At 70.1% G+C, this 16,574-nt stretch carries 16 protein-coding genes; 11 read left to right on the forward strand and 5 right to left on the reverse strand.

Annotation, left to right across the window (positions count from 1 at the left end; genetic code table 11):
• Positions 1-26 precede the first annotated feature (26 nt).
• A complete protein-coding gene (locus ACQ860_RS04790; RefSeq protein WP_431302270.1) occupies positions 27-1,505 on the reverse strand; it encodes an N-acyl-D-amino-acid deacylase family protein in 1,479 nt (492 codons plus the stop codon).
• A 113-nt stretch (positions 1,506-1,618) separates the two neighbouring features.
• Between ACQ860_RS04790 and dctP the strand changes: the two genes are divergently transcribed.
• The 10 genes from dctP (at position 1,619) to ACQ860_RS04840 (ending at position 11,511) form a co-directional block, all read left to right on the forward strand.
• Positions 1,619-2,611 carry a TRAP transporter substrate-binding protein DctP gene (dctP, locus tag ACQ860_RS04795; protein ID WP_431302271.1) on the forward strand — a complete coding sequence of 331 codons (993 nt, stop codon included), beginning with the start codon at positions 1,619-1,621 and terminating at the stop codon, positions 2,609-2,611.
• 87 nt (positions 2,612-2,698) lie between these two features.
• On the forward strand, positions 2,699-3,280 hold the full coding sequence (locus tag ACQ860_RS04800; RefSeq protein WP_431302272.1) for a TRAP transporter small permease: 582 nt from the start codon (positions 2,699-2,701) through the stop codon (positions 3,278-3,280).
• Entirely contained in the window at positions 3,277-4,554 is a 1,278-nt protein-coding gene (locus ACQ860_RS04805; protein ID WP_431302273.1) for a TRAP transporter large permease, read from the forward strand. Before ACQ860_RS04800 ends, ACQ860_RS04805 begins: the two co-directional genes overlap by 4 nt.
• A gap of 110 nt (positions 4,555-4,664) precedes the next feature.
• A complete protein-coding gene (locus ACQ860_RS04810; protein ID WP_431302274.1) occupies positions 4,665-5,789 on the forward strand; it encodes an efflux RND transporter periplasmic adaptor subunit in 1,125 nt (374 codons plus the stop codon).
• A complete protein-coding gene (locus ACQ860_RS04815) occupies positions 5,786-6,976 on the forward strand; it encodes an ABC transporter permease (protein WP_431302275.1) in 1,191 nt (396 codons plus the stop codon). The genes ACQ860_RS04810 and ACQ860_RS04815 overlap by 4 nt, the downstream gene beginning before the upstream one ends.
• A complete protein-coding gene (locus tag ACQ860_RS04820; protein ID WP_431302276.1) occupies positions 6,973-7,668 on the forward strand; it encodes an ABC transporter ATP-binding protein in 696 nt (231 codons plus the stop codon). The genes ACQ860_RS04815 and ACQ860_RS04820 overlap by 4 nt, the downstream gene beginning before the upstream one ends.
• A 33-nt stretch (positions 7,669-7,701) precedes the next feature.
• Positions 7,702-8,052, forward strand: coding sequence for a copper resistance CopC family protein (locus tag ACQ860_RS04825; RefSeq protein WP_431302277.1), 351 nt, complete (start codon positions 7,702-7,704; stop codon positions 8,050-8,052).
• A complete protein-coding gene (locus ACQ860_RS04830; RefSeq protein ID WP_431302278.1) occupies positions 8,049-8,945 on the forward strand; it encodes a CopD family protein in 897 nt (298 codons plus the stop codon). The genes ACQ860_RS04825 and ACQ860_RS04830 overlap by 4 nt, the downstream gene beginning before the upstream one ends.
• Positions 8,946-9,128: 183 nt before the next feature.
• A complete protein-coding gene (locus ACQ860_RS04835) occupies positions 9,129-10,247 on the forward strand; it encodes an ABC transporter substrate-binding protein (RefSeq protein WP_431302279.1) in 1,119 nt (372 codons plus the stop codon).
• A gap of 4 nt (positions 10,248-10,251) precedes the next feature.
• Positions 10,252-11,511: a serine hydrolase domain-containing protein gene (locus tag ACQ860_RS04840; RefSeq protein WP_431302280.1), complete on the forward strand. Its 1,260-nt coding sequence runs from the start codon at positions 10,252-10,254 to the stop codon at positions 11,509-11,511.
• Between the two features lie 12 nt (positions 11,512-11,523).
• Here the strand turns inward: ACQ860_RS04840 and ACQ860_RS04845 are convergent, their stop codons facing one another.
• Positions 11,524-11,877 carry a hypothetical protein gene (locus ACQ860_RS04845; protein ID WP_431302281.1) on the reverse strand — a complete coding sequence of 118 codons (354 nt, stop codon included), beginning with the start codon at positions 11,875-11,877 and terminating at the stop codon, positions 11,524-11,526.
• Between the two features lie 100 nt (positions 11,878-11,977).
• On the opposite strand from ACQ860_RS04845, the gene ACQ860_RS04850 reads away from it, so the two are divergent.
• Positions 11,978-12,130 (forward strand): hypothetical protein, encoded by a 153-nt coding sequence (locus ACQ860_RS04850; RefSeq protein WP_431302282.1) that lies wholly within the window; start codon positions 11,978-11,980, stop codon positions 12,128-12,130.
• Here ACQ860_RS04850 and ACQ860_RS04855 read toward each other — a convergent pair.
• The 3 genes from ACQ860_RS04855 to ACQ860_RS04865 are packed head-to-tail and all read right to left on the reverse strand — an operon-like array spanning position 12,127 to position 16,560.
• The gene (locus ACQ860_RS04855) at positions 12,127-12,819 is read right to left on the reverse strand and encodes an SDR family NAD(P)-dependent oxidoreductase (RefSeq protein ID WP_431302283.1); all 693 of its coding nucleotides are present in this window, start codon (positions 12,817-12,819) and stop codon (positions 12,127-12,129) included. The genes ACQ860_RS04850 and ACQ860_RS04855 overlap by 4 nt on opposite strands.
• Complete coding sequence (locus tag ACQ860_RS04860; RefSeq protein WP_431302284.1) at positions 12,806-14,470, reverse strand: hydantoinase B/oxoprolinase family protein; 1,665 nt, start codon at positions 14,468-14,470, stop codon at positions 12,806-12,808. The genes ACQ860_RS04855 and ACQ860_RS04860 overlap by 14 nt, the downstream gene beginning before the upstream one ends.
• A complete protein-coding gene (locus ACQ860_RS04865; protein WP_431302285.1) occupies positions 14,470-16,560 on the reverse strand; it encodes a hydantoinase/oxoprolinase family protein in 2,091 nt (696 codons plus the stop codon). Before ACQ860_RS04865 ends, ACQ860_RS04860 begins: the two co-directional genes overlap by 1 nt.
• Between the last annotated feature and the right edge of the window lie 14 nt (positions 16,561-16,574).

Raw genomic sequence — 16,574 nt, forward strand, 5'->3', positions numbered from 1 at the left:
CGCCGTATCCTCCGGGTGTGACGCCATCAGGCGGCTTTGCGGCGCGGATTCCCGAGGAACCGCCCCGGGGCCGCGCTCCCCGGCCCCTGCCCTTCGACATGCGTCCGCACGCCGTTGCACCAGACCTGCGCGATGCCGTCCGAGACCAGCATGGGCTCGGCATAGGTCGCGTTGTCGCGCACGCGGGCGGGGTCGAAGAGCACGAGGTCGGCAAAGGCGCCGGCGCGGATCACGCCGCGGTCGGGCAGGCCGAAGACCTGCGCGGTGCGCCCCGTCATCTTGTGCACCGCGCTCTCCAGCGTGAAGAGGCCCAAGTCGCGCGCATACATGCCCAGCACGCGCGGGAAGGTGCCCCAGAGGCGCGGATGCGGCTTCGCGTCATGCGGGATGCCGTCGCTGCCGATCATGGCGCGCGGATGCGCCATGATGCGCCGCACATCCGCCTCGTCCATCGAGAACGAGATGGCGCCCGCCGGCAGCAGGCGATCCGCCGCCGCGCGGCGCGTCATGCCCCATTCCTGCGCGATGTCATCAAGGTTGCGGCCGGCCATCTCGGGGTGCGGGATGGACCAGGTGATCTGCACCGGCACGTCCTGGCGCAGCTTGTCGGGCATCAGCACCGTGGAGCCCGCCGGATAGGGATAGACGTCATACGCCACGGGCTGGTCCTGGCCCAGGCGGTCCATCAGCGCCAGCGTATCGCGCGAGCGGCCGAAATTCTCGCTCATGCTGCATTTGTGATGGCTGATCACGACTTCGAGCGGCTTCTCGGGCGTGCCGGCCTCGCGGCCCACGCGCAGCGTCTCGCGGATGCTCTCCATCACGAAATCCGCCTCGTCGCGCATGTGGGTGGCGTAGAGGCCGCCCTCCTCGCGCAGCACTTCGGCGATGGCGATGACCTCCTCGGTCGGCGCCTGCGCGTTGGGCGGGTAGTAGAGGCCGGTGGAGAAGCCGCCCGCGCCCTCGCGAAGCGCGCCGCGCAGGCGTTCCTGCATATGGGCGATCTCGCGGTCATTCGCCGCGCGGTAGACATCGCCCGCCATGGCCTCGACGCGCAGCGACATGTGGCCGCAGAACGCGAAGGTGTTCACCGAGGTGGGCTTCTTCGCCAGCGCCTCGGCGTATTCGCCGAAGCCGCCCAGGGTGAACCAGCTCTCATCGCCCAGCAGGTCGAGCGGCGGCGGCGGGCGGTTCGACAGGCGCAGCGGCGCCAGCGAGACGCCGCAATTGCCGACGACGACGGTGGTCACCCCCTGGCTCGTCTTGCAGTGCATGCATTCGGGGCCGCAGACCACGGCGCGGTCGTCATGCGTGTGGGCGTCGATGAAGCCGGGGGCGAGCGCCAGGCCTTTCGCGTCCACCTCCTCCTGCCCCGAAGCGCTGCCGAGCGCGCCGACGGCGACGATGCGATCGCCCTCCACCGCCACATCCGCCGCGAAGCGGGGCGCCCCGGTGCCGTCGAAGACGGTGGCATTGCGGATCACCAGGTCACAGCGCAGGGTCATTCCGGTTCCTCAACCTCGATTTTTGTCATCATGGGCCACGGCGCGCGAAAGCGCCATGTTGCGTGCGCCGACAGTAATACCGTATCCAGGACATACAAAATCCGGAGAGAAACATGTCCACGATTCTCGGCACTGCCTTTCGGCGTTCCGCCCTGCTGGCGGGCCTCGCCACCCTCGTGATGGGCGGCCCTGCGCTGGCGCAGACGCAGATCACCATCCAGCACGCCCTGCCGCCCAACAGCCACACCGGCGCGGGTCCCATCGCGTTCAAGGAAACCTTCGAGCGGCTGACCAACAACCGCTACCGCATCGTCGTCCAGCGCAACGACAACGAGCGCGAGATGATCGAGAGCGTGCAGATCGGCACCATCGACTGCACCTTCACCTCGACCGGCCCCGTCGGCAATTTCGTGCCCGAGGTCCGCATCTTCGATGTGCCCTTCCTGTTCCGTGACACCACCCATGCCCGCGGCGTGCTGGACAGCGAGATCGGCCAGCAGGTGCTGGCCCGCTTCAACGCGCGTGGCCTGCATGGCGTGATCTGGACCGAGAACGGCTTCCGCCACCTGACCAATTCGCGCCGCGACGTGAACACGCCCGCCGATATCCGCGGCCTCAAGGTGCGCACCATGGAGAACCAGGTGCATATGCGCGCCTTCTCCGTCCTCGGCGCGCTGCCCACGCCGATGGCGTTCAGCGAGCTGGTGCCCGCGCTGCAGCAGGGCACGGTGGATGGGCAGGAGAACCCGATCTCGGTGATCGTGGCCAACAACCTGAACCAGGTCCAGCGCTACATGACACTGACCAACCACGTCTATTCGCCGGCCGTGATGATTTGCAACCCGGGCACCACGCAGCGCCTGAACGCCGCCGACCGCGCGCATTTCATGACCGCCGCCCGCGCCGCGCAGGCCGCCAACCGCGCCCGCGTCACAGCCGATGAGGCTTCCGGCGTCGAGGAGCTGCGCCGCCGCGGCATGACCGTCATCACGACCGTCAACACCGCCGCCTTCCAGGAAGCCCTCGCCCCGGCCTTCGCCGAATGGGAGCGCACGATGGACGCCGCCACGCTGCGCCGCATCCGTGACTGGCGCCCGGCGCAATAAGCCGGCCACGCTGACGATCCTGGCCGCGGGGTACCCCCCCGCGGCCTTTTGCTTGAGGGGGCCCCCCGCGTGAATCCCATGAACACCATGCCGCTCGCGATCGTGCTGGGCGGCACCATCGCGCTGGTGCTGGCGGCCCTCTGGGCCGGCCGGCCCGGCGCGGGGCCGCATGCGGGCATCCGCCGCGCCGTCCTCGCGGCCGACCGCGTCACCACCGGCATCGCCACCGCCATCGCGGTGGCCGCCCTGCTTGTCGCGGTCTTCGCAGGCTTCTGGCAGGTGGTGGCCCGCTTCGCGACCGAGACGCCCTCCGTCTGGTCCGAGGCGCTGGTCCGCACCGCGCTGGTCTGGATGGCCTTCCTCGGCCTCGCCGCCGCCATCCGCACCGGCTCCCTCGTCTCCATCGACATGGCGCACCGCTATTCGCGCGGCGCCTTCCGTCGCGGGATCGAGGCGGCGGTGCTGGCCGGCAACCTCTCCCTCATGGGCGTGCTCTTCTGGTTCGGCTGGATCATGGCCGAGCGCGTGAAGTTCCAGGAGATGGCGGGCCTCGAGGTCTCGATCAGCTGGGGCTATGCCGCGCTGCCCATCGGCGCGGCCTTCGCCGTGCTGGGGGCGCTGGGGCAATTCCTCGACCACAAATCCGAAGAACTGGAGATGGCCGTATGAGCACCTTCATGCTCACCGCGATGCTGGTGCTCTTCGCCGCCAGCATCCCGGTCGCCGTCGCCATCGGCATCGCGGCCGTGATCGGTGTGGCGAACTTCACCAATTTCCCGCTGATCGTGGCGGCGCAGCAGCTCTATGTGGCGCTGGACCGCTTTCCGCTGGCGGCCATCCCCTTCTTCATCCTGGCAGGCAACCTGATGGATGTGGGCGGCATCTCCCGGCGCCTCGTGGATTTCGCCAAGTCCATCGTGGGCGGCATCCAGGGCGGGCTGCCCGCCACCTGCATCGTCACCTGCATGATCTTCGCCGCCATCTCAGGCTCCTCCGTCGCCACCACCTTCGCGATCGGCGCGGTGATGATCCCGGCGCTGATCAAGGCGGGCTATCCGGTGCCCTTCGCGGCGGCCCTGATGGCGACGGCGGCCGAGCTCGGCGTCATCATCCCGCCCTCCATCCCGATGATCCTCTACGGCGTCACCACCCAGACCAGCATCCCCGAGCTCTTCATGGCGGGCTTCGGCCCGGGCCTCCTGATCGGCGGCGCGCTGATCGCGACCGTGCTCATCTGGTGCCGCATCACCGGCTGGGGGAAGAATGACGGCGAGGGCCGCCTGCCCTTCCTCAAGGCCACGAAACAGGCGGGCTTCGCCCTCTTCATGCCCTTCGTCGTGCTGGGCGGCATCTATGGCGGCATCACCACGCCGACCGAGGCCTCCGTCATCGCCGTGATCTACGCGGTGCTGGTGGGCATGTTCCTGCACCGGGAGATCGGCGTGCGGGACCTCTACCCGATCTTCAAGAAGTCGGTGATCAGCTCGGCCGTGATCATGTTCATCATCGCCTGCGCCGGCCTCTTCTCCTGGCTGCTCAACCGCCAGGGCGTGCCGGATGCGGCGGCCGAGCTCATCGTGCACACCTTCGACTCGCCGGTCTGGTACCTGCTGGGCGTGAACCTCTTCCTCTTCGTGGTCGGCATGTTCGTCGAGACCTCGGCCTCCATCATCGTGCTCGCGCCGATCCTGGCCGAGGCGGCGGAGCGCCTGGGAATCAACCAGGTGCATTTCGGCACGGTGATGGTGGTGAACCTCGCCATGGGAATGATCACGCCGCCCTTCGGCGTGAACCTCTTCGCCGCCGCCCAGGTGGCGGGCACCAGCATTGATCGCATGATGCGCTACCTGCCGGTCTTCATCGCGGTGATCTTCGTCTGCCTGATGGTCATCACCTATGTGCCGGCCATCGTGATGTTCCTGCCGGATCTGGTGTTCCGGTAGAGCATGATGCGCGGAGGCGGAATCGCCGAAGCGCTGAATCATCCTCTGGGCCAGGCGCGGGCTTGACCTGACCGGTGTGGGAAGGCGCAAGCTTTCCCACCATGAAACGGTTGCGCTGGCTCCTCCTGCTGCTGATCCCCGCGGCAATCGCCGCGGGCCTCCTCGCCTGGGGCCAGCGCCCGCTGGAGGTGAGCGTCGCCCGCGTGGAGCGCGACGTTCCGCTGCGCGTCTTCGGCCTCGGCACGGTCGAGGCGCAGATCCTCTCCCGCATCGGCTTCGAGATCTCCGGCACGCTGGTGGCGCTGGAGGCCGACCACGGGGACCAGGTGGCACGCGGCACGGTGCTGGCCCGGCTGAACGAGACCTCGCAACGCGCCCGCGTCGCCCGCGCCGAGGCCACGGTGCAGAGCGCCGAGGCGCAGCAGGGCCGTGTCGCCGCCATCGCCGAGCGCGCGGCGGCGACCTACGCGCAGAAGCGCAGCCTGGCGCAGCGCCGGCGAGAGCTTGCCAATCGCGGCAGCGGCTCGCTGGAAGCGGCCGAGGTCGCGGAGACGGAGGCGCTGACGGCGGCGGCCGATCTCGCGGTCGCGCGGGCCGACATCACCGTGGCCCAGGCTCTGCTGGCCGATGCCCGCGCCAACCTCGCCGCCGAGCGCGGCACGCTCGCCAAGCACAGCCTGCGGGCCCCTTTCGACGCGCTGGTCATCGCCCGCAACCGCGAGGCGGGCGCCGCCGTCGCACCGGGCGAGGCGATCTTCACCCTCATCGCGCCGGGCAGCCTCTGGGCGCTGGCGCATGTGGACGAGGCCCGCGCCGGCCGCATCCGCGAGGGCCAGCCGGCCGAGGTGCGCCTGCGCTCGCTCCCCGGCGAGGTCTTCCCCGCCCGCGTCACCCGCATCGGCCTGGAGAGCGACCGCGTGACGGAGGAGCGGCGCGTGCATCTGCGCTGCGAACGCTGCCCGGAACGCCCGGTCCTGGGCGAGCAGCTCCAGGTCGAGATCGAGACCGGGCGCCTCGCCGAAGCGCGGCTGGTGCCGGAGGCCGCCATCACCGGCTTCGACGGTGCGGAAGGGCGCGGCTGGGTGCTGGAGGGCGGCGCGCTGCACCATCGCCCGCTGCGCTTCGTGGGCCGCACGCTGGATGCGCGCCTGGTGCTGGCCCCCGAAATGCCCGAGGTGGTGACGCGCATCCTGCCCGGCTTCCGCGAGGGGCGGGCGGCGCGCGCCATCCCATGAACCTCGCGCTGCGCGACATCCGCCACAAGCTCGGCCGCTTCCTGCTGACCTGCGCGGGGCTCGGCCTGCTGCTGGGGGTGGCGCTGGCCATGGTCGGCATCTATCGCGGCGTGGTGGAGGAGGCGCTGTCGCTCACCCGCGCGCTGGACGCCGATCTCTGGGTGGTGGAGGGCGGCACGCGCGGCCCCTTCGCCGAAGCCAGCCGCATCCCGGGCGACGCGCGCGAGGCGGTGGCGCGCATCGCGGGTGTCACCGCCGCCGGCAGCGTCACCTTCCAGACCGTCGAGGCGCGGGCGGCCGGCACCGCCGCCGCCAGCGCCGCCGGCGCCTTCCGCAACGAGGCGGGGCGCGAGCGCGTAGGGGCGGCGCTGCGCGTGCAGATCGTGGGTTATGAACTGGACCGGCCGGGCGGCCCGCCCGCGCTCATTCAGGGGCGCGGCGTCGCGGCGCGGCGCGAAATGGTGCTGGACCGGGGCGCGGGCCAGCCGCTCGGCGCCATGGTCGAGATCGGCGGGCTGCGCTTCCGCGTGGTGGGGCTGGTGGCACGCGCCGTCTCCTCCGGCGGCGATCCGCTGGGCTGGATCACGCTGGCCGACGCGCAGGAATTGCAGTTCCGGCTGAACGCGCCCGCCGCGCGCCGCGCCACGGCCAGCGGCAGCGGGGGCCAGCCGCAGGACACGGTGAATGCCATCATCGCGCGCCTCGCCCCCCATGCCGATGCCGCGCTCATCACCGAGCATCTGCGCCGCTGGAAGCACCTGGCGGCACTCTCGGCCGCCGATCAGGAGGAGGTGCTGACCCGCAGCGTGGTGGAGCGCGCGCGCAAGCAATTGGGCCTCTTCACCGGCATCCTGCTGCTCGTCTCAGGCGTGATCGTGGCGCTGATCGTCTACATGCTGACCATGGACAAGCTGCGCGAGATCGCGACGTTGAAGCTGATCGGGGCGCCGGATCGCGCCATCGTCTCGCTCGTCATGCAGCAGGCGCTGCTCCTGGGGACGGTGAGCTTCGCGAGCGGCGCGACCCTGCTGCTGCTGGTGAAGGACGTGTTTCCCCGCCGCGTGGTGCTCGGGCCCGAGGAACTGCTGGCCGTGGCCGGCGTCGTCTTCGTGATCTGCCTGCTGGCCAGCCTGCTCGGCGTGCGCGCCGCGCTGCGCATCGAGCCCGCCCAGGCGCTGGGCGGATGAACCTCGTCGAGCTGGCCGGCATCGCCAAGGGCTTCGGCCGGGGCGAGGCGCGCGTGCAGGCGCTCTCCGACATTCATCTGAGCGTGGCGCCGGGCGAGGTGGTGGGGCTGCGCGGCCCCTCGGGCAGCGGGAAGTCCACCCTGCTCAACGTCGTCGCGTGCATCCTGGAGCCGGATGCGGGGGTGATGCGCCTGGCCGGCGAGACGGTATGGGAGGGTGGCTGGAAGCGGCGGGACCTGCGCGCGCTGCGGCGGGAGAAGATCGGCTTCATCTTCCAGGCGCACAACCTGCTGCCCTTCCTCAATGCCACCGACAATGTGGCGCTCGCCATGACCCTCTCTGGCGTGGGTCTCGCCGAGGCGCGGGCGCGGGCGGCCGCCTTGCTCGATCACCTCCAGGTGGGCCGCCGCGCCAGCGCCATGCCGGCCCTGCTCTCGGGCGGCGAGGCGCAGCGCGTCGCCATCGCCCGCGCGCTCGCCAACCAGCCGCGCATCATCCTGGCGGACGAGCCGACCGCCGCGCTGGATTCGGAACGCGCGCGCGTGGTGATGGAATTGCTGCGCCGCGTGGCGCGGGAACAGCAGGCCGCCATCCTCGTCGTCACCCATGACGAGAAGATCTTCGACCGCTTCGATCGCATGGTGAATCTGCGCGACGGAAAGATCGAGGGCGAGACGCATCCCGGCGCTTGACCCAGCCGTTATGGGAAGGTCGAGAACCAAGCCATGCGAATCCCCCTTGCCGCCGCCCTGGTCCTGCTGCCCGGCCTCGCGCTCGCGCATTCCGAGCTGAGCGGCAGCACGCCCGCCCCGGGCGCGCGCCTCACCACGCCGCCCGCCGAATTCGTCCTGCGCTTCAACGAGGCGGTGCAGGTCACGTCGCTGCGCCTGCTTGACGCCGCCGGCCAGGCGCTGCCGCTGCGGCGCGCCGGAGATGCCACGCCCAGGCGGGAGGAGCGCGCGGCTCCGGAAGGCCCCCTGCCCCATGGCGCGCTGCGCCTGGAATGGCGCGCCATCTCGGCCGATGGCCACCCGATCCGGGGCACCATCCGCTTCACGCTGGAGGCATCGCGATGATCCTCGAATATCTCCAGCCCGATCCGAGCCTGCTGGATGGCGTGACCGTCCTGCTGCGCGCGGCGCAATACGCCACGTCGCTGGGTGCCGCGGGTATCGGGCTGTTCCTGGCCGGCTTCGGCCCTCGATTGGGCGCGGCGGGAATGGCCCATCTGCGGCGCTGGCTGCTGGGCGTGGCGCTCGCCGGCATCGCCGTCTCGCTGCTCGGCCTGCTGCTGCGCGCCTACATCCTCAGCGGCAACGAGGCCTGGTTCGACGGCGCGGTGTGGCGGGCCATGATGGTCTCGCGCATCGGCGATGCCTTCTGGCTGCGGTCAGGCGGCCTCGCGCTGCTGGCGCTGGCGGCCGCACCCTGGCCGGTGGCGCCGGCGCTGGCCGCCATGGGGGCGCTCATGGCGGCGGCGAGCTACGCCGCCATGGGGCATTCCACCCTCTACCGGCCCCGGCAGGAACTCTCGGCCCTGGTGACGCTGCACCTGCTGGCCGTGGGTTTCTGGATCGGCAGCCTGCCATTGCTGATCCGCGCCGCCCGCGCGGGGGAGGCGCCCCTCATCGCCGCCTGGTCGCGCGCCGCCATCGCCATGGTGGCTGTGGTGGTGCTGGCGGGCGGCATCGCCGCCGTGCTGCTGGTGCCGCGCTGGGGCCTGCTCTTCGCCGCCTGGTATGGCTGGGCGATGATCGCGAAGCTGGCGCTGGTGCTGGGCCTGATCGCCCTCGCCGCCTGGCACAAGCTGCGCCTGACGCCCGCGCTGGAGGCGGGCGGGGAGGCGGCGCGGGAGCATCTGGCGCGCTCCATCCGCGCCGAGGCGATCCTGGCGCTGCTGGTCTTCTGGGCAGCGGCCGAGATGGTTTCGGTCCATCCCATTGATGCGGGGCATCGGATCGCCGCCTGAATCCTGGCGCTTGCGCGCGGCCGAAACCCCGCGCAGCATCCCTGCAAAATCAGGGAGGCCCGACACCATGACTCCGTTCACCCGCCGCGGCGCGCTCGGCGCCGCCACCGCCCTTGCCGCCACGCCGCTGCCGGGCCGGGCGCAGACCGAGACAACACGATCCGCATCGGCGTGCTGGCCGATATGAGCGGCCCCTATCGCGACACCTCCGGCCCCACCTCCGTCGCTGCCGTCCAGCAGGCGATCGAGGATCTCGGCATGGCGCAGCGCGGCGTGCAGGTGGAAGTGCTCTCGGGCGATCACCAGAACCGGCCCGATGCGGCGCTGGCCCTGGCCCGCCGCTGGATTGATACCCAGGGCGTGGACATGATCTGCGAGGTGAACAACAGCGCCATCGCGCTCGCACTCGCCAACCTCGTGCGCGAAAAGGACAAGATCCAGCTCGCCTCCGGCGCGGCCTCCTCCGCGCTGACCGGCCCGCAATGCTCCACGCATACGGTGCAATGGACCTACGACACCTGGATGTTCGCAAACGTCGTTGGGGGTGCGACAGTCCGCTCCGGTGGCGACAGCTGGTTCTTCATCACCGCCGACTATGCCTTCGGCCACCAGCTGGAGCGCGACACCTCGCAATTCGTCACCCGCTCGGGCGGGCGGGTGATGGGCAGCGCGCGCTACCCCTTCCCCGGCACCACGGATTTCAGCTCCTTCCTGCTGCAGGCGCAGGCGAGCCGGGCCAAGGTGGTGGGCCTCGCCATGGCGGCGGCCGACATGCAGAACTGCGTGAAGCAGGCGCATGAATTCGGCCTCACCCGCCGCGGCCAGCAGCTCGCCGGCATGATCATGTTCGTCCAGGACATCCGCTCCATCGGCCTCGAGGCCGCGCAGGGGATGGTGATGAGCGAGGTCTTCTACCACGACCTGAACGACCGCACGCGCGGCCTCGCGAGCCGCATCCTGCGCCGCACGCCCGAGAACATGCCGAACCAGGAGCATGCCGGCACCTATTCCTGCGCCATCCACTATCTCAAGGGTGTGATGGAGGTGGGCGTGCCGCGCGCCAAGGCCTCGGGGATCGAGGTGCTGAACGTCATGAAGCGCATGCCGACTGAGGATGACGCCTTCGGCCCCGGCCGCATCCGCGAGGATGGGCGCAAGATCCACCCGGCCTATCTCTTCGAGGTGAAGTCGCCCCGCGAATCCCGCGGCATGTGGGATTTCTACAAACTGCGCGCGACCGTCCCCGCCGAGGACGCCTTCCGCCCCCTCAATGAGGGCGGCTGCCCTCTGATCAGGAACTGAGACCATGCAACGCCGACACTTCGCCTTGCTGCCCGCGGGCATGCTCGCCACGCCCGCGATCGCGCAAGAGGCAGAGCGCAGCCAGGACCTGGTCCAGGGCTTCTCCCGCGCGCGCCTCGCCCGCTTCCAACCCGCCATGGCGCGGGAGGTGGAGCGCGGCAGCTTCAATGGCTGCGTGGCGCTCATCGCGCGCAACGGCCAGATCATCCATCACGAGGCCTATGGCCACCAGGACAATGCCCGCCGCGTGCCGATGACGCGCGAGGCGATCTTCCTGCTCGCCTCCATGACCAAGCCCATCACCAGCGTCGCCGCCATGATGCTGGTGGAGGAGGGCCGCATGAAGATCGGCGACCCCATCACCCAATGGCTGCCCGAACTGCGCGAGCTCAAGGTGATGACCCGCGAGGGCGAGGTGCCGCTCGCGCGCCCCATCACCGTGCAGGATCTGCTGCGGCATTCCTCGGGCTTCGTCTACGCCGCCGCAGCCCCCTTCCCGCGCATCCGCGAACTCTATGAGGAGCATGACATCGAGGCCCGGCGCGGCCCCGTCACGGCCGATGAGATGCTGCGGCGCCTCGGCACCATCCCGCTCGCCTTCCAGCCCGGCGCGCAGTTCTTCTATTCGATCAGCACGGATGTGCTGGGTCTCCTGCTGCAGCGCGTGGCCGGCCAGCCGCTCGACCAGCTGATCGCCGAGCGCCTCACCAGCCCGCTCGGCATGACGGACACGGTCTGGTGGGTGGACCCGGCGCGGCGTTCGCGCGTGGCGGAGAGCATCGCCTCCGACCCGCTTTCGGCGCCGATGTGGGCCAGCTACCGCATCGAGCAGAACCCGGTCCCGGCCAGCCATTTCAAGGGCGGCGCGGGCCTGGTCGGCACCAGCGCGGACTATTTCCGCTTCGCGCAGATGATCGCCAATGGCGGCCACTTCGAGGGCAAGCGCTATCTCTCCGCACCCACCGTGAACTGGATGCTCTCCGACCACATGGGCAGCATGGGCGGCACGCCGGCCGCCAGCACGGGTCCGGGCTACGGTTTCGGCCTTGGCTTCGCGGTGCGGCGCGAGCAGGGCATCGCCGTCGCCCCGGGCTCGCCGGGCGATGCGATGTGGGCCGGCGCCTGGGGCACCAGCTTCACCATCGATCGCGCGGAGAAGCTGGTCGGCGTCTTCATGGCGCAGGGGCCTTCTTCCCGCACGCATACGCGCATGGTGTTCAAGAACATGGTCTATGGCGCGATGGTGGAGAGCCTGCGCGGCTGATCCGGCACGGGTTCAACGAGGGATGAGCGTCTCGGTGCCGACGCCGCCCTCGGCTCCCTGCGTCCAGCGGCCGACCAGCCGGCCATCCGGCCGCACCTCATAGGCCGCGACGCCGGTCTCACGATCAGAAATGTATCCGATCACCAGAAGCTTGCCCACGGTGAGGCCCACGCCGACGGAGGTGTTGCCACTGACGCGCCAGGTGATCCGCCAGGTCTGCGGGCCGGTCGGCGTCAGCGTGGCGGCGCCCATGTAGATGGTCCCGTCCGCGGCGCGCCCCTCCACCGCATAGAAGCCGCTGCGCTGCGCGGCGACGGGCTGGATGCAGAGGCTCGCGGCAAGCAGGCCGAGGGCGAGGCGGGGCATGGCGGTCTCCGTGCGGTTTCTCCGCCGGCGAGGCTAGCCGCCCCCTTCCGGAGATGGCCAGCAAAGCCCATCTTCGAGGCGAAAGCCGAGGAGAAGAGACATGTTGCTGAAACTGATCTGCGCCCGGGTGCTGCTCTCGAAAGTCGCGATCCGCGGCGCCTTCACGCTGGGCGCGGTGGCCGGCACCGCCGGCGTCGTCGGTCTCTGCGCGCTGCGCCGCGCGATGGTGGAGAAGCGCGGCGGCGCCGCCTAGAAGTTTTCCACCCAGGGGCGGAGCGCGATCTCGTGGCTCCAGGCCGTGCGCGGCTGGTGCAGCGCGTGCAGGTAGGTGTCGGCGATGGCGTCGGGGTCGAGCAGGGAATCGCTGCCCGGCTCGGCCACGCGGCGGCTGGAGGCGATGCCGCCATCAATCACGAAATGGCAGATGTGGATGTTCTGCGGGTGCAGCTCACGCGCCAGGCTTTCGGCCAGACCGCGCAGCGCGAACTTGCCCATGGCGAAGGGGGCTGACTTCGGAAAGCCCTTCACGCCGGCGGAAGCGCCGGTGAAGAAGATGGTGCCGCGCCCCGCCGCCAGCATGCGCCGCGCCGCCTGCTGTGCCGCGAGGAAGGCGCCGAAGGCGCAGACCTCCAGCGCGCGGCGCACCTGCTCCGGGTCGAGCTCGATGAGCGGGCCGCGCACGCGGAAGCTCGGGTTGTAGACGACCAGCGCCGGTGCACGCTGCGCGGTATCCAGCGCATCGAAGAGTGCGGCGACGGAGGCCGGATCGGCCGCCTCACACGCATGGGTGCTGGCGCCCGTCTCGGCGGCCAGTGCGGCCAGCTTCCCCGCATCCCGCGCCGCCAGCGCCACATCCCATCCCGCGGCCGCGAGCTTGCGCGCGAGCGAGGCGGAAAGCCCCGCGCCGGCACCGATGATGAGGGCCGTGTCAGCCCTGGCCATAGACTCGCTTCGCCTCCGCCGGGCTCACCAGCCCGTCGGCCACGTCGCGCGCCACCAAGGCGGGGTCGCGCTGCTTCGGGTCGCCCATGCCGCCGCCGCCGGGCAGCTTCAGCACGAGGTGCCGACCCTTCGGGATCACCTGGAAGCCCTTGGTGCGCAGCACCGTGCCGTTGGCGTCATCCAGCCCGACCCAGCCGCCCGCGCCCTCGCCGCCGCCGAAGCGGCCCTTGGGCGGATTGGCCACGCGGTCGAAGATCGCATTCACCGCGAATTCCGCATCCTTCTTGGCGCCGATCTCCATGATCTGGCCGAAGCCGCCACGCGTCTTGCCGGGGCCGGCGGAATCCGGTCGGAGCTCCTTCCGCCAGAAGATCACGGGGGCGACATTCTCCGTCGCCTCCACCGGCATGGTGCGCACGCCGGAGGGGAAGGCGATGCCGTCCAGACCATCCTTCGTGGGCCGCGCGCCGGTGCCGCCGGAATTGAAGGTGATGATCTCGAAATCCTCGACCTCCGCCTCCTGCCCGCTGACCTGCGAACCACCGCGCAGCGGCGGATTCCAGAGCGCGGAGGAGCCCTCGGCATTCACGCGCTCGGGGATGGCCTGGGAGAGGCAGCCCATCATCAGGTCGGGGATGAGCTGGCCGATGACGTGGCGCACGCTGACCGGATAGGGGCGCGGCGCATTCAGGATGCAGCCTTCCGGAATCTCCATCCGGAACGGCAGCAGGCTCGCCCAGTTGTTGGGGATCTCGGGCGCGATCACGCATTTCAGGCCGAAGCAGGCATAGGCGCGGCAATAGGCCGGCGGCACATTGATGCCGCGCGTGGAAAGGCCCGAGGTGCCGGCGAAATCCACCACGATCTCGCCGCCCTCGGCGCGCATCGCCGCATGCAGCGTGACCGGCGCCTCATAGCCGTCCGAGCGGATCTCGCCCTGCCAGACCACGCCCTGCGGCAGCTTCGCGATCTCGGCCTTGGTGGCAGACATGCTGCTGTCGAAGATGAAGGCGGCGAGCTCGTCCAGGCTCTCCATCCGGTACTCGTCCATCATCTCGACGAGCCGCTTGGCGCCGGCGTCATTGCAGGCGCAGAGCGAGTAGATGTCGCCCTCCAGTTCCACCGGCGTGCGGGAACCGGCGCGGATGAAGTCGAAGAAGGTCTCGTTGGGCTGGCCCGCCTCGAAGCACTTCACGATCGGGATGTAGAGCCCTTCCTCGAAGACCGAGCGCCCCTCCGGCCCCATGCCGAGGCCGCCGATATCGATGATATGCGCCGTATTGGCGAAGAGGCCCACGATCTTCCCGTTGCGGAAGGCGGGGCTCACCACCGTCAGGTCATGCAGGTGGCCGGTGGCGAGCCAGGGGTCATTGGTGATGTAGTGGTCGCCCGGCTTCATCGTGTGGGCGGGGAATTTCTTGAGGAAGTGGCCCACGGCCTCGGCCATGGAGTTCACATGGCCGGGCGTGCCGGTGACGGCCTGCGCCATCATCCGCCCCTCCAGGTCGAAGACGCCGGCCGAGAGATCGCCCGCCTCGCGCACCGTGGTGCTGAAGGCGGTGCGGATCATGGTCTGCGCCTGTTCCTCGACCACCGCGATGAGGCGGTTCCACTGGATCTGGCGTTGGATCTTTTCGAGTGCGCTGTTCATCACGCATCCCCCTTCGTCAGTTCCAGATAGCCCAGCCCATCCATCCGGCAGGACCAGCCCGGACCGACCAGCGTGCTCGTCTCATCCTCGGCGATGATGCAGGGGCCGGGCACTTCCGCACCCGGCGCCATCTGCGTGCGATCATAGACCTGCCAGGTGGCGACAACGCCCGTCGCCGTGTCGCGCACCTGCTGGCTGCGGATGGGCTTCGGCGCCGGCGCATCGGCCACCTCGGCAGCAGCCTGCACCGCATCCACCACCGTCGCGACCGTGACGGCGAAGCTCAGCACCTCGACATCCGAACCCGGCACGGGGCGGTCGTAGAAGCGCGTGTACTCGGCGTCATAGGCGGCGCGGATGGCGGCGATGTCCGCCTCCACCAGCGGCCGCACCGGAAGTGCGACCGCGATTTCATGCCCCTGCCCGACATAGCGCATATAGCCGATGCGATGCTCGACGGTGGGTGCGCCGAAGCTGCCCTCGGCCACCACCTTGGACGCCTCGGCGCTCATCGCCGCGAGCAGCGCGTTCACGCCCGCCACGTCGAAGCTCGCGAAGCGGGTGTAGAGGCTCTTCACCACCTCATAGCCCACGGGCGCCCGCAGAAAGCCGATGGCCGAACCCACACCGGCGCCGCTCGGCACCAGCAGCTTCTTCACGCCGATCTTCTCGGCCACGCGATAGCCATGCACGGGCCCGCCGCCGCCAAAGGCGATGATCGCGCGGCCCTCATAGGACTTGGCACTCTCGATGGCATGGACACGCGCCGCATTGGCCATGTTCTCATCCACCATCTCGACCACGCCGAGTGCCGCCATGCCGGCCTCAAGGCCGAGCCCCTTGCCCACATGCTCCAGCAGCGCCGTCTCGGCGGCACCCGTGTTCAGCGCCAGCGAACCGCCCGCGAAAGCCGCCGCGTCATAGCGCCCAAGCGTCAGGTTGGCATCGGTCACGGCCGGCCTGGTGCCGCCGCGGCCATAGCAGGCGGGGCCCGGATCGGCGCCCGCGGATTCGGGGCCCACCTGGATGCGCCCCATGCTGTCGAGATGGGCCAACGACCCACCGCCCGCGCCGATTTCCACCATCTCGATCACGGGAATGCGCAGCGGCAGGCCCGAGCCCTTGCGGAAGCGGCCGACGCGCGCGACCTCGAAGGTGCGGCTCGCCTGGGGCGCGAAATCGTCGATGAGGCAGACCTTGGCCGTGGTGCCGCCCATGTCGAAGCTCAGCACCTTGCCCCAGCCACGCTGCTTGGCCACATGCGCCGAGAAGATGGCCCCCCCCGCCGGCCCGCTCTCCACCAGGCGGATCGGGAAGCGCGACGCCGTCTCGATGGTGGTGAGCCCGCCGCCCGAGAGCATGAGAAACAGCGGGCAGCTCATGCCGCCGCTACGCAGCCCGGCCTCCAGCCGCGCCAGGTAGCTGGCCATCAGCGGCTGCACATAGGCATTGGCGACGGTGGTGGAGAAGCGCTCCCATTCGCGCATCTCGGGGCTGACTTCGCAGCTGAGCGAGATCGGCAGCTCGGGCCATTCGGCGCGGATGATCTCAGCGGCGCGCCGCTCATGCACCGGGTTCACGAAGCCATGGATGAAACCGATGGCGAGGCTCTGCACGCCCTCGGATTTCAGGAAGGGAATCCAGGCGCGGACGGCGTCCTCGTCCAGCGGCACCAGGATTTGGCCGGTGTTGTCCAGGCGCTCGGTCACCGGCAGGCGCCAGCGCCGCGGGACCAGCGGCTGCGGCAGCTCGATGTTCAGGTCGTACTGATCGTAGCGGCTCTCATTGCCAAGGGCCAGCACATCGCGGAAGCCCTCGGTGGTGATCAGCGCGGTCGGCGCTCCCTTGCGCTCGATCAGCGCATTGGTGGCGAGCGTGGTGCCATGGATCATCAGCGTGATGTCGGAAGGCCGCAGGCCCGCGCGGGCCAGCACCACGCGGACGCCTTCCAGCACGCCAAGCTCGGGCGCATGTGGCGTGGTGAGGACCTTGGCCGTCCAGCGCTGGACCTGATCCTCGCCCACCGTCGCCTCGATCGCGACATCGGTGAAGGTGCCGCCGATATCAACGGCCAGACGCGCGTTGCTCACGCTGCGTGGCTGAT

Source organism: Sediminicoccus sp. BL-A-41-H5 (assembly GCF_050632405.1).
Classification (GTDB): Bacteria; Pseudomonadota; Alphaproteobacteria; order Acetobacterales; family Acetobacteraceae; genus Roseococcus.

Bases quoted from the DNA above. Each gene is read 5' to 3' on its own strand.
- ACQ860_RS04790 (WP_431302270.1), bottom strand. From the start codon at position 1,505: ATGACCCTGCGCTGTGACCTGGTGATCCGCAATGCCACCGTCTTCGAC.
- dctP (WP_431302271.1), top strand. From the start codon at position 1,619: ATGTCCACGATTCTCGGCACTGCCTTTCGGCGTTCCGCCCTGCTGGCG.
- ACQ860_RS04800 (WP_431302272.1), top strand. From the start codon at position 2,699: ATGCCGCTCGCGATCGTGCTGGGCGGCACCATCGCGCTGGTGCTGGCG.
- ACQ860_RS04805 (WP_431302273.1), top strand. From the start codon at position 3,277: ATGAGCACCTTCATGCTCACCGCGATGCTGGTGCTCTTCGCCGCCAGC.
- ACQ860_RS04815 (WP_431302275.1), top strand. From the start codon at position 5,786: ATGAACCTCGCGCTGCGCGACATCCGCCACAAGCTCGGCCGCTTCCTG.
- ACQ860_RS04820 (WP_431302276.1), top strand. From the start codon at position 6,973: ATGAACCTCGTCGAGCTGGCCGGCATCGCCAAGGGCTTCGGCCGGGGC.
- ACQ860_RS04825 (WP_431302277.1), top strand. From the start codon at position 7,702: ATGCGAATCCCCCTTGCCGCCGCCCTGGTCCTGCTGCCCGGCCTCGCG.
- ACQ860_RS04830 (WP_431302278.1), top strand. From the start codon at position 8,049: ATGATCCTCGAATATCTCCAGCCCGATCCGAGCCTGCTGGATGGCGTG.
- ACQ860_RS04835 (WP_431302279.1), top strand. From the start codon at position 9,129: ATGAGCGGCCCCTATCGCGACACCTCCGGCCCCACCTCCGTCGCTGCC.
- ACQ860_RS04840 (WP_431302280.1), top strand. From the start codon at position 10,252: ATGCAACGCCGACACTTCGCCTTGCTGCCCGCGGGCATGCTCGCCACG.
- ACQ860_RS04845 (WP_431302281.1), bottom strand. From the start codon at position 11,877: ATGCCCCGCCTCGCCCTCGGCCTGCTTGCCGCGAGCCTCTGCATCCAG.
- ACQ860_RS04850 (WP_431302282.1), top strand. From the start codon at position 11,978: ATGTTGCTGAAACTGATCTGCGCCCGGGTGCTGCTCTCGAAAGTCGCG.
- ACQ860_RS04855 (WP_431302283.1), bottom strand. From the start codon at position 12,819: ATGGCCAGGGCTGACACGGCCCTCATCATCGGTGCCGGCGCGGGGCTT.
- ACQ860_RS04860 (WP_431302284.1), bottom strand. From the start codon at position 14,470: ATGAACAGCGCACTCGAAAAGATCCAACGCCAGATCCAGTGGAACCGC.